Origin of the sequence: Streptomyces sp. BV286, from assembly GCF_019090165.1 — a bacterium.
Taxonomy (GTDB): domain Bacteria; phylum Actinomycetota; class Actinomycetes; order Streptomycetales; family Streptomycetaceae; genus Streptomyces.
The window spans coordinates 24,757-36,749 of sequence record NZ_JAHRIB010000100.1; the positions used below are offsets into that span (position 1 = coordinate 24,757).

Genomic DNA, 11,993 nt, shown 5'->3' on the forward strand with positions numbered 1-11,993 from the left:
GGCGGACGGCTCCGCCGGATCGCTCAACCGGTTCGCTCCACCGGGTTGCGCCGGGCACTTGCTGGTTGTCCGTCGGCTGCGGGTCGGTTGTGGCTGGTCGCGCAGTTCCCCGCGCCCTTCGGGGAGCCGAACAGTGGGCGCGGAACCGTCACTTGACCTGGTGGGCCATGGGTTCGCTCTGTTGTCTCGGCACCCTCGCCCGGTCGTTGCGCAGGACCAGCACGGCCACGTCGTCGGAGGGTGGTCCCCCCGCGTGCCCGAGCAGTCGGGTGAAGACGGTGCGCAGTACGGCCTGAGGGGAGACCGGCTGAGTGCGGGCGGCTTCCGTCAGCGCGGTGGTCAGGGGAAAGAACCGGCCATGGCTGTCACGGGCGTCCTCGACACCGTCCGTGTGCAGGAACAGCGCCTCGCCGGGCAGCAGACGCCCGTAGCGCACGACGGGCAGCTCGGCCGGGAGCGGGAAGGGCCCGAGGGGAGGCAGGGGGTCGTCGGCCGCGAGGTGCTCCACCCGCCCTCGTACGTCAGCGGGCTCCCCGGGGCCGCGCAGCAGATACGGCCACGGGTGACCGCAGTTCAGGGCACGCACCTCGCCGTCGCGGCCGATCTCCAGGAGCAGCACGGTGACGAACTCCTCGGCGACCGGGTTGTCGGGGTCCAGTCCCGACGAGGGGTGCTCGGCCTTCGCGCGCTCCCGGAGGTGCCTGCCCATGGCGCGCTCCAGTTTCCGCAGCACACCGGGGAGTTCGGGCTCGTCGTGGACGACCTCACGGAAGCTGCCGAGCACGGCAGCGACGGTCCCGATGGCTGCCAGCCCGTGCCCGCGGACGTCACCCATCACGACCCGCACGCCGTGCTCCGTGCCGATCACCTCGTACAGGTCGCCCCCGACGCCGGCGCGGCGGTCCGCGGAGAACTGGGCGGCCGCGACACCCAGTCCGTCGACGCACGGCGGGAGCGGACGCAGGAGTACACCCTGGGTGGCCCCCGCGACCTTGCGGATCTGTCGCAACTCCCGCAGCAGTCCCCGCCGGACGTGCAGTATCAGGCCCGTACCGACCGTGAAGAACACGGCGCAGGTGACGATCCGCGCACCGAGGGCGTTCTCCTGGGCGAGCGGACAGGCCAGCTTGTACGTGATCGCCGCCGCGCCCCAGGCGGTGGGCAGCCCCATCGCCAGTACGCGGCGCAGCCGCTGTCGGTCCCGGCCGATGCGGCGGACCTCACCGCGGCGCAGCCGGCCGGCGCGGGAGCGGCCGAGACCGCGGGCCGGAGCCCGGTTCAGCGCACGGGTGACGGATTGCAGCCATCGTGTCCGACGGCTCCCCCCGGGCCGGGCCCGGCGGGGAGCCCCAGCCTTGGTACGGATCATGCCGATGGCCCCCCTAGGCCCTGTTCAGCGCAGGCACCGGCCTCTTCGGCCGGGTCGATTCTGTCGACCGCGTGCCCCGGCCGGACCGGATCACCCGCACTTGTCACCCAAAAGAGTGAGGTGACTACAGACAGCGCGCAGCCCCCGCCACCACCGGCGAAGCCGACTCCACTGAACTCAGGGCGGGAGCCCCGAAAGGGGCGCGGGGAACTGCGCGCCCGGCCGAAATGCACCCGCACCCGACCGACAACCCGCAGTCCCCCGCCACTGCCTGCGGAGCTAACTCCGCAGGACGGCCCCCGTGCGCTCGCCCGCCAGGGCGACCGCCGTGTCCCGCGCCGCGGACGCCTCGTCCACGGTCAGGGTCCGGTCGCCGGCCCGGAAGCGCAGCGCGTACGCCAGGGACTTCCGGTCCCCGCCGAGCTGCTCGCTCTCGTACACGTCGAACAGCCGGACGGACTCGAGGAGTTCACCCGCGCCCTCGCGCAGCGCGGCCTCCACGTCGGCGGCCGGGACGTCCCGGGAGACGACCAGCGCGACGTCCTGCGTGGCGACGGGGAAGGCGGAGATGCGCGGCGCCTGGAGAGCGCCGGCGCCGGCCCGCTCCAGGAGGTCCAGCTCGATCTCCATGGCGCAGCTGCGCTCCGGCAGGTGCAGCGCCTTGATGACACGCGGGTGCAGCTCACCCGCGTGACCGACGAGCGTCTCCTCGCCGTCCACCGTGGCGTACAGCGCGGCGCAGCGGCCCGGGTGCCAGGGCGCGTGCCGGTCACCGCGCACGGTCAGCTCGACGCCGGCCTCACGGGCGACGGTGCGAGCGGCCTCGACGGCGTCCGCCCAGTCCGCCGGGCGTCCCTTGCCCCACCAGCCGGCCTGCTCGCGGGCTCCCGCCAGGACGACGGCGGCGCGACGCGGCTGACGCGGCAGCGCGGCGTCGACCCCGGCGATCTCCTCGTCGGTGGGACGACGGTCGACGGACAGCCGCTCGGCCTTCCGCTCCTGCCCCGTCGGCCGGAAGACCAGACCGGTCTCGAAGAGCGCCAGGTCGTGCGAACCGCGGCCGTCGTTGCGACGCAGCGCGCCGAGAAGACCCGGCAGCAGAGTCGTACGCATCGCGGGTTCTTCGTCGGAGAGCGGGTTGACCAGCCGCACGAGGGTGCGGCGCGGGTCGTCGGCCTCCACGCCGAGCTGGTCGAGCACCTCGGTCCCGATGAACGGGTAGTTCAGCGCCTCGACGTACCCGGCGCCTGCCAGCGCCCGGCCGACCCGGCGGTGCAGCCGCTGCCGGTCGGTCAGCCCCAGGCCCGCGGGGGGCCTGGGCAGCGTCGAGGGCAGGTTCTCGTAGCCCTCCAGGCGGATGACCTCTTCGGCGAGGTCGTTCGGGTCGCTCAGGTCGGGCCGCCAGGACGGGACGGTGACGATCAGCTCGTCCTGACCGTAGACGTCGCAGCCGACCTGCTGGAGACGGCGTACGACGGTCTCGCGGCCGTAGTCGACGCCCGCGACCTTGTCCGGGTGGTTCGCCGGGATGGTGATGGTGTGCGGCGCGGACGGCGCGGTGATCTGGGTGACACCGGCGTCGGCGGTACCGCCCGCGAGGAGGACCAGCAGGTCGACCGTGCGCTGGGCGGCGGCCGCGGCGGCCTCCGGGTCGACGCCCCGCTCGAAGCGCTTGGACGCCTCCGAGGCCAGCTTGTGGCGGCGGGCCGTGCGGGCGATGGAGATCGGGTCGAAGTGCGCGGCCTCGATGACGACCTCGGTGGTGGTGCCCTCGGTGTCGTCGATCTCGGTGTTGGCGCCGCCCATGACACCGGCCAGGCCGATGGGCCCCCGGTCGTCGGTGATCACCAGGTCCTCGGCGTCCAGCGTGCGCTTGGTGCCGTCGAGGGTGGTGAGCTTCTCGCCCGCCTCGGCCCGGCGCACGCCGATCGCACCCTGGATCCGGGAGCGGTCGTACGCGTGCAGCGGCTGGCCGAGCTCCAGCATCACGTAGTTGGTGATGTCGACGGCCAGCGAGATCGGGCGCATGCCGGCCTTCTGGAGGCGGCGCTGCAGCCAGATCGGGGAGCCCGTCTCGGGCGCGAGACCGGTGACGGTGCGCGCGGTGAAGCGGTCGCAGCCCTGCCGGTCGGAGACCTCCACGGGGTGACCGAACGCGTTCGGTCCCGGCACGTCGAGCAGCGCCGGGTCGCGCAGCGGCAGCCCGTAGGCGGTGGCGGCCTCGCGGGCGACGCCACGCATCGACAGGGCGTAACCGCGGTCGGGCGTGACCGCGATGTCGAGGACCTCGTCGACCAGTTCGAGCAGCTCGATCGCGTCCGTGCCGACCTCGTACTCGGGCGGCAGGACGATGATGCCGCCGCTTCCGTCGTCGCCCATGCCCAGCTCGTCGCCGGAGCAGATCATGCCGTGCGAGGTCTTGCCGTACGTCTTGCGCGCGGCGATCGCGAAGTCGCCGGGCAGCACGGCGCCGGGCAGGACCACGACGACCTTGTCGCCGACGGCGAAGTTGCGGGCGCCGCAGACGATCTCCTGGGGCTCACCCGTGCCGTTGGCGGTGCCGACGTCGACGGTGCAGAAGCGGATCGGCTTCTTGAAGCCCTCCAGCTCCTCGATGGTCAGCACCCGGCCGACGACGAGCGGCCCCTTGAGGTCGGCGCCGAGCCGCTCGACCCGCTCGACCTCCAGGCCGGCGGAGACGAGCCTGGCCTGCACGTCGCGGCCGGTCTCGGTGGCGGGGAGGTCGACGTACTCCCGCAGCCAGGAAAGCGGGACCCGCATCAGATCTCCATCCCGAACGGCCGGGTGAACCGGACGTCACCCTCGACCATGTCTCGCATGTCTTCGACGTTGTGGCGGAACATCAGCATCCGCTCGATGCCGAACCCGAAGGCGAATCCGCTGTACTTCTCGGGGTCCACGCCGCAGGCGGTCAGCACGCGCGGGTTGACCATGCCGCAGCCGCCGAGCTCGATCCAGCCCTCGCTGGAGCAGGTGCGGCAGGGGCGGTCGGGGTTGCCGACGGACTCGCCCTTGCAGACGTAGCAGAGCATGTCCATCTCGGCGGACGGCTCGGTGAACGGGAAGAAGTTCGGTCGCAGCCGGGTCTTCATGTCCGCGCCGAAGAGCGACCGGACCATGTGGTCGAGGGTGCCCTTGAGGTCGGCCATGGTCAGGCCCTCGTCGACGGCCAGCAGCTCGATCTGGTGGAAGACCGGCGTATGCGTGGCGTCCAGCTCGTCCGTGCGGTACACGCGGCCGGGGCACACGATGTAGACGGGCGGCTCCCGGTCGAGCAGGGCGCGGGCCTGCACGGGCGAGGTGTGCGTGCGGAGCACGACACCGGACTCGCCGTCCGGGTCACCGCCGTCGGGGCCCTGGACGAAGAAGGTGTCCTGCATCTGCCGGGCCGGGTGGTCCGGGCCGAAGTTCAGGGCGTCGAAGTTGAACCACTCCGCCTCGACCTCGGGCCCTTCCGCGATCTCGTATCCCATGGACACGAAGACGTCCGCGACCCGCTCCATCATGGTGGTCAGCGGGTGCCGGGCACCAGCCGGTACACGGTCGTGGGGCAGTGTGACGTCCACGGCCTCCTCGACCAGCACACGGGCGTCGCGCTCGGCCTCCAGTTCGACCTGGCGGGCCGCGAGCGCCTTGTTCACGGCGCCGCGGGCCTGGCCGACGAGCTTGCCCGCGGCTGCCTTGGCGTGCGGGGGCAGTGCGCCGATCTCGCGGTTGGCGAGGGCCAGCGGCGAGGCGCCGCCGGTGTGGGCGACCTTGGCCTCCTGGAGCGTGTCGAGGTCGCCGGCGGCGGCGAAGGCGGCGAGCGCCTCGTCCCGCATGCGCTCGATCTCTTCCGGTTTCAGTGCCTCGACCTCAACAGGGTCGTACGACTTGTTCGGTGCCGACATCTCTTCCCGTGCTTCCGATTGGTTGGCCAAAGGTCCCCGTCGCGACTCTCGGGACGCCCTGTCCCTGAAGGGGGGACGCAAAGGTGCCAGAGGCCGAGTCTAACGGGGGTGAGGTGTGCGAATGCGCCCGTGGGGCCTCTTCGGCGTCACTGCAGATACGCCGGGGTGCTCACGGGCAACGTAAATCGGAACAGTGCCCCGCCCTCGGGGGCGCGGCCCACCGTGATGGTGCCGCCGTGGGCTTCGACGATGCCCTTGACGATGTACAGCCCGAGGCCGGTGCCGCCGCGCTTGCTGCCCCGCCAGAAGCGGGTGAAGACGCGGTTCATGGACTCCTCCGGGATGCCGGGGCCCTCGTCGCTCACCGTGACCGACGTGCCGGCGTCCTCCCCTTCGCGGGGCGACGGCGCGGGCTCTACGTCGATGGTGACGGTTCCCTCGCCGTGCCGCACCGCATTTTCCAGCAGGTTGCTGAGCACCTGGTCGACCTTGTCGGGGTCGGCCCAAAGGTCGGGCAGCGGCTGGCCGATGCGCAGCAGGAAGCGGTCGGCCAACTGGCCGGAGGCGACGTACGCCTGGATGTGGCGGCCGACGGCGGCGCCTATGTCGACGGGCTGGCGGCGCACTTCGAGGCGCCCGGAGTCGATGCGGGAGATGTCGAGGAGCTCGGCGATCAGGCGCGTCACGCGGTTGGCGTCGGCGTCGACCGTCTCCAGCATCAGTTTCTTCTGGTCGTCGGTGAAGCGCTCCCACTTGGCGAGCAGGGTCGCGGTGAAGCCCTTGACGGAGGTGAGCGGCGAGCGCAGTTCGTGGGCGACCGTGGCGATGAGCTCGGCGTGACTGCGCTCGGTGCGGCGGCGGGCCTCGGTGTCGCGGAGCGAGACGACGACCCGGCGGACCGGGCCGGTGGGCCGCACCCGGACGTACCGGGCCGAGACGAGGACCTCCCGGCCTCCCGGCAGCAGCAGATTGCGCTCGGGCTGTCCGACGCGGATCGCGAGGCCGCCGTAGGGGTCGGTCAGCTGCCACCAGCGGCGGCCTTCGAGGTCCTCCAACGGCAGGGCGCGCTCCAGATGCCGCCCGAGGGCGTCGGCGGCGGGGGTGGCGGTGATCCGGGCGGCGGCGGCGTTGAAGCAGACGACCCTGCCGCGTTCGTCGGCGATCACGAGGCCGTCGGGCAGTTCGTCGGGGTCGAGGCCGAGCTCGGCGGGGTCGGCGTGCCGGGACGCGGGAGCGCTCCGTACGTCGTGCGCCCGCAGTGCGCTCTTCGCACCGCTCGTGCCGACACTCATCCCCGTACCCCACCTCTCCTCTGGCATCGGGGGTGCCTCCCTGCTCGAACGCGGCCGAGAGCTTGGGGGCGCCTCCCCGAGCCCGTCACCCTACTAGCTGGGAGTGACGGAACGGACCCCCTCAGGAACGAGCGCGGGGGGCACGCTGCGCGCGGGCCGACGCGTAGAGACATACGGCGGCCGCGGTCGCGAGGTTCAGGCTCTCCGCCCTGCCGTGGATCGGTACGCGCACGACGGCGTCAGCCAGTGCACGGGTCTCCTCCGGGAGCCCCCACGCCTCGTTGCCGAACACCCAGGCGGTCGGCCCGCCCATGGTGCCGTTGTCGAGCTCGTCGTCCAGGTCGTCCTCGCCCGCGCCGTCGGCGGCGAGGATCCGTACCCCGGCGTCCTTGAGGCCCTGCACGGCCTGTTCGACGGGTACGCCGACCGCGACGGGCAGGTGGAACAGCGAACCGACCGACGCCCGCACGGACTTGGGGTTGTAGAGGTCGACGGACGCGTCGGTGAGGACGACGGCGTCGGCGCCGGCGGCGTCGGCGCACCGCAGGACGGTGCCCGCGTTGCCGGGGTCCCGCACGTGTGCCAGGACGGCGACCAGCCTGGGCCCGGCCTTGAGGATCTCGTCGAACGGTGTGTCCAGGAACCGGCAGACCCCGACGAGTCCCTGCGGGGTGATGGTCGTCGAGATGTCCGCGATCACGTCGTCGGCGGCGAGGTGCACGCGGGCGCCCGCGTCCCGGGCCTCCCCCACGATGTCGGCGTACCGCTCGGCGGCGTCCGGCGTCACGAACAGCTCGACGAGTGTCGCGCCGCTCTCCCCGTGGTGTCCGGCGGCCTCGCGCACGGCCTGCGGGCCCTCGGCGAGGAACAGGCGCTCCTTGCCCCGGAAGCTCCGCCTGGCCAGCCGCCGGGCGGCGGAGACACGCGCGGAGCGGGGGGAGATCAGCTCGGGGCCGCTGGACATCGGTTCACCTTCGGTTCACGGGCGGGGGTCGGGCGTACCGCTTGCCGCGCCGAGGGGGCGCCCCGTACTCCCGCCGCGGCGGCGCCCGGCCACGGCGGCGGATTCCGGCGGTGCCGGACCGGCCGGCCGTACGCGCGGCGACAAGGAAAACAAATGTGGGCCCGCAGCCTTACGGCAAGCGAGCCCACACACAGGATCCGGCCGAGGCCAGCGCCAGCGTCACGCAGCCTTCGGCGCGTTGACGTCCGACGGCAGCGCCTTCTGCGCGACCTCGACGAGCGCAGCGAACGCGTTGGCGTCGTTGACGGCCAGCTCCGCGAGGATCTTGCGGTCCACCTCGATGTTGGCGGCGTTCAGACCCTGGATGAGGCGGTTGTACGTCATGCCGTTCTGGCGGGCCGCAGCGTTGATGCGCTGGATCCACAGCCGACGGAAGTCGCCCTTGCGCTTCTTGCGGTCGTTGTAGTTGTAGACCAGGGAGTGGGTGACCTGCTCCTTGGCCTTGCGGTACAGGCGCGAACGCTGACCGCGGTAGCCGGAGGCCGCCTCGAGGATCGCCCGGCGCTTCTTGTGGGCGTTGACTGCCCGCTTGACGCGTGCCACTTTTTAACTCCTTGTAGCGGGACCGTGGTGGTTGTCACACGGTCCGAAATCGATGGGGTCCCGGTTCTGACGTACGGCGCCTGGGCGCCGGGACGTCACTTGCCGAGAAGCTTCTTGATCTTCTTGGCGTCGCCCGGGGCCATCTCGGCGTTGCCGGTGAGGCGGCGCGTCACGCGCGACGACTTGTGCTCGAGCAGGTGGCGCTTGCCGGCACGCTCGCGAAGCACCTTGCCGGAGCCGGTGATCTTGAAGCGCTTGCTGGCACCGCTGTGCGACTTGTTCTTCGGCATGGCGCCGTACTCTCCTCGTCGGTGGCGCTCCTGTGCCCGGTCGTTAAACCGGGCACAACGGAACGTCATGTGTATCGGTTGACGTCCCCGGACTCGCGTCCGGAAACCCTCCGGGACTCGCGCCCCGGGATCAGGCCTCGGCGGGAGCCTCGGCCGGGGCCTCGGCGACCTCGGAGTCGGCGATCTCCCCTTCGGGGATGTCGTCGTCCGCGTGGTTCTGCGACTTGCCCGGGTTGGCCTTCGCCTCCGCCTTGCGTGCCGCCTGGGCCTCGCGGGCCTCGGCCATCGCCTCGGTCTTCTTCTTGTGCGGACCGAGAACCATGATCATGTTTCGGCCGTCCTGCTTCGGGTTGGACTCGACGAACCCGAGGTCCTCGACGTCCGAAGCGAGACGCTGCAGCAGTCGGTAGCCGAGTTCCGGCCGGGACTGCTCGCGACCACGGAACATGATCGTGATCTTGACCTTGTCGCCCTGCTTGAGGAACCGGACGACGTGACCCTTCTTGGTGTCATAGTCGTGCGGGTCGATCTTCGGCCGGAGCTTCATCTCCTTGATGACCGTGTGCGCCTGGTTCTTGCGCGCCTCACGGGCCTTCATGGCCGACTCGTACTTGAACTTGCCGTAGTCCATGAGCTTGCAGACCGGCGGTCGCGCGGTCGCGGCGACCTCGACCAGGTCGAGGTCGTACTCCTGTGCAAGCTCCAGGGCCTTGGCAAGCGGAACAATCCCGACCTGCTCGCCGCTGGGACCGACAAGTCGCACCTCGGGAACGCGAATCCGGTCGTTGATGCGGGGCTCGGCGCTGATGGATCCTCCTCGGATAGCACCACACGGCTGTCTGGCAGACAGCTCGCGTACGTCTTTTCACTGGACCAACCACCGAGGCGCATGAAAAATGCCCCGGACGGGACACAGGCGGTGGCTCCAAGGATTACCGGAGCACCGCCACGGTCAACCGCGGGGCGCATATCCAGCAGCTCCATCGTCCGTACGGAACGATGGTGGCCGCCTGACCGGGTGACCCGCCTTCCCGGAGGATGGTCGGGTGGGAGATCGGAGCCTCCACTTGCGGGCCGGGCACAGGAGTGTCCGGCCGGTCGTTACACAAGGTTAGCAGCTCCCCGGGGGTGGTGCTAATCGGTGTGCACGCACCGTTCGCGGTCTCCCGCGGGCCCGGGCCGCCGGGCCTGGGCCTATCGTGTGGGGCATGAGTGACACCCCTCCTGAGTCCCCCGGTTTCGACGACATGACCCGCGACATCGCGGAGGTCCCCGCGGTCGAGGTCCTGGTCACGGTCGCCGTCAACCTGATGAGCGCCGCCGCCGTGAAGCTCGGTCTGACCGAGGAGGGCGACAAGTACAAGGACCTCGACGAGGCCCGCAAGCTGGTCCACGCCCTGGCCGGACTGCTCGACGCGAGCACGACCGAGATCAGCTCCTTCCACGCGGCTCCGCTGCGCGACGGTCTGAAGTCGCTGCAGCTGGCGTTCCGCGAGGCGTCGCTCGTCCCCGACGAGCCGGGTCAGGGCCCGGGCGAGAAGTACACGGGCCCGGTCTTCGGCTGACCTCTCCACCCTCCTCGCCCTGTGGCTCCCGGGCGCGCGCACGGCGCGCCCATCGGGCTCCGGGGAACCGCCGGCGTACGGATCCGTCGGCGTCCGCGTCTACCGACGTACGTACAGGGGCTCGCCCGGTGGCGTCGCCTCGGCCGGCAGGAGTGCCAGGTCGAGGCCGCGCACCAGGCGGGCCCTCAGTGTGTCGTCGTCCGCGAGGCGCCGGGCGACCGCCTGGGCGGTCTCGGCCGGGGCGGCGGACGGGTCCAGTACCAGGGCGAGGGTGCCGTCGGCCTGCCCGGGGCCGAGATGGGCACGGCGTACCGCGGGCTCGGCGGCGACCGCGGCGCGTACCGCGGCGACCACGGCCGGGTCGGCCAGCGGGTCCGTCGTCGTACGCCCCTCGGCGAGCGCCAGCAGGGCCGGTCCGGTCAGTTCGTACGCGACCGGTCCTGCCAGGTCGAGCACGACCGTGTCGGCCTTCTCGTGCGCGGCGGCCTGGAGAGCCTGGTGCAGGGGTACGGCGACGGGGCGGGCCGCCGGGTCCCAGCGGGCCAGTGTCTCGGTGGAGGTGAAGGCGGGCAGCGCGGTGCGGTCGCCCGCCTTGAGGGTGGGCACCGCCATGTCGCTGGTCTTCTCGTGGCGCAGCCCGTTCTCGTCCTCCTCGACCTCGCCGAGCACGGCGACGACGGGGACGAGGAGTCGCGCGTCCCTGAGCGCCGCCAGGACGGGACCGTGCGCGGACCTGTCCTCGGCCCAGGCCGCGAGCGCCGCGCTCAGCCGGGGGTCGGCGGAGCCGTCGTCGTCGGAGAAGCCGGAGTCGGGGATGTTCTTGTTCGCCACGGGAACCGACCCTATCGGTGGCGTCCGGCCGGCTCCGCCGGTGGGCCGCCGTCGGCCGGCCGCACGCCCGGTGTGTGCCGGAGGGGGGACGTCGGCAGGTCTCACCGATTTCTCAGCGGTCTCCGATCCTCTGTTCACGCGCGGCCGACGCGGCGCACAGGGGCGGGCCCCACGATCGCGCCATGTTCCCGCACAGAGCCGGTGGGCGCGTCGACCGCCCGTCCCGCCACAGGCCCTTCGCCCACGCGGCGGTCGCCTCCGTCGTCCTCCTGGGCACCATGGCCGCGGGGGCGGTGTACGTGACGGCGCAGGCGCACGACTCCGGGGAGCTCGTATCCTCCTCGGCGGCACCCGGAGCGTGGGAGGCGGCAGTGGAATCGGCGACGGCAGGCACGTCCGCACCCGGTCCTGCCCGGACCTCGGCCCCTGCTCCGGCTCCCACGGCCGACCTGGATGCGCTGCTCGCCCGAGCGGTGGGGGCTGTTCCTGTCGAGGCAGGGGCGCGGGTGTCGGTGGCGGTGCTGGACACGGAGTCCGGGGAGAGCGCGGGGTACGGGGACGGGGCGTTCGACACCGCGAGCATCGTGAAGGTCGACATCCTGGCCGCCCTGCTGTTGCGGGCCCAGGACGCGGGTCGTGGGCTCACCGCGCAGGAGAGGACGTACGCCGCCGCGATGATCCGCGACAGTGACAACGCGTCCGCCACGGCGCTGTGGAAGGCGATCGGGCGGGCCGAGGGGCTGGCGGAGGCGAACGAACGCTTGGGGCTCGGCGGCACCAAGGGCGGGGACGGGCCGCTGTGGGGGCTGACCCGGACCACGGCCGCCGATCAACTCGTCCTGCTGCGGCAGGTGTTCGGCGACGAGTCGGCGCTCGACGAGGGCTCCCGGGCGTATCTGCGGGGGCTGATGGGGGACATCGCCGCGGGGCAGGACTGGGGGGTGTCGGCCGCGGGCGAGGCCGGGTCCGCCCTGAAGAACGGCTGGTTGCCGCGCAGTGCGACCGGGTTGTGGGTCATCAACAGCGTCGGCCGGGTGTCCGTGGACGGGCGCGAGTACCTCGTCGCGGTGCTGTCCGACGGCAACTCCACCAAGGAGAAGGGGATTTCCCTGGTGGAGGGGGCCGCGAGGGCTGCCGTGTCCGTGTTCGCGGGAGCCTGACGCGCCAC

10 protein-coding genes and 1 pseudogene are annotated in these 11,993 nt (G+C 72.0%); 2 read left to right on the forward strand and 9 right to left on the reverse strand.

Going from position 1 to position 11,993, the window contains the following annotated elements; genetic code table 11:
* Positions 1-148: 148 nt before the first annotated feature.
* The 8 genes and pseudogenes from KUF83_RS13530 to infC form a co-directional block, all read right to left on the reverse strand.
* Complete coding sequence (locus KUF83_RS13530) at positions 149-1,171, reverse strand: PP2C family protein-serine/threonine phosphatase (RefSeq protein WP_254643802.1); 1,023 nt, start codon at positions 1,169-1,171, stop codon at positions 149-151.
* Between the two features lie 477 nt (positions 1,172-1,648).
* Positions 1,649-4,150, reverse strand: a complete 2,502-nt coding sequence (gene pheT / locus KUF83_RS13535; protein ID WP_217454911.1) for a phenylalanine--tRNA ligase subunit beta — start codon at positions 4,148-4,150, stop codon at positions 1,649-1,651.
* Complete coding sequence (gene pheS / locus KUF83_RS13540) at positions 4,150-5,280, reverse strand: phenylalanine--tRNA ligase subunit alpha (RefSeq protein WP_217454912.1); 1,131 nt, start codon at positions 5,278-5,280, stop codon at positions 4,150-4,152. Before pheS ends, pheT begins: the two co-directional genes overlap by 1 nt.
* A gap of 146 nt (positions 5,281-5,426) precedes the next feature.
* On the reverse strand, positions 5,427-6,572 hold the full coding sequence (locus tag KUF83_RS13545; RefSeq protein WP_217454913.1) for an ATP-binding protein: 1,146 nt from the start codon (positions 6,570-6,572) through the stop codon (positions 5,427-5,429).
* 121 nt (positions 6,573-6,693) lie between these two features.
* The gene (locus KUF83_RS13550) at positions 6,694-7,536 is read right to left on the reverse strand and encodes an RNA methyltransferase (protein WP_217454914.1); all 843 of its coding nucleotides are present in this window, start codon (positions 7,534-7,536) and stop codon (positions 6,694-6,696) included.
* Between the two features lie 219 nt (positions 7,537-7,755).
* Positions 7,756-8,139, reverse strand: coding sequence for a 50S ribosomal protein L20 (gene rplT, locus KUF83_RS13555; protein ID WP_024494113.1), 384 nt, complete (start codon positions 8,137-8,139; stop codon positions 7,756-7,758).
* Between the two features lie 95 nt (positions 8,140-8,234).
* The gene (rpmI, locus tag KUF83_RS13560; RefSeq protein WP_019065473.1) at positions 8,235-8,429 is read right to left on the reverse strand and encodes a 50S ribosomal protein L35; all 195 of its coding nucleotides are present in this window, start codon (positions 8,427-8,429) and stop codon (positions 8,235-8,237) included.
* Between the two features lie 130 nt (positions 8,430-8,559).
* A pseudogene (gene infC, locus KUF83_RS13565) lies at positions 8,560-9,262 on the reverse strand (translation initiation factor IF-3).
* A 375-nt stretch (positions 9,263-9,637) separates the two neighbouring features.
* On the opposite strand from infC, the gene KUF83_RS13570 reads away from it, so the two are divergent.
* Complete coding sequence (locus KUF83_RS13570) at positions 9,638-9,994, forward strand: DUF1844 domain-containing protein (RefSeq protein ID WP_217454915.1); 357 nt, start codon at positions 9,638-9,640, stop codon at positions 9,992-9,994.
* A gap of 99 nt (positions 9,995-10,093) precedes the next feature.
* Here KUF83_RS13570 and KUF83_RS13575 read toward each other — a convergent pair whose 3' ends face one another.
* Positions 10,094-10,825, reverse strand: coding sequence for an SseB family protein (locus KUF83_RS13575; protein ID WP_217454916.1), 732 nt, complete (start codon positions 10,823-10,825; stop codon positions 10,094-10,096).
* 182 nt (positions 10,826-11,007) lie between these two features.
* Between KUF83_RS13575 and KUF83_RS13580 the strand changes: the two genes are divergently transcribed.
* Positions 11,008-11,985: a serine hydrolase gene (locus KUF83_RS13580; RefSeq protein ID WP_217454917.1), complete on the forward strand. Its 978-nt coding sequence runs from the start codon at positions 11,008-11,010 to the stop codon at positions 11,983-11,985.
* The last annotated feature ends 8 nt before the right edge of the window (positions 11,986-11,993 follow it).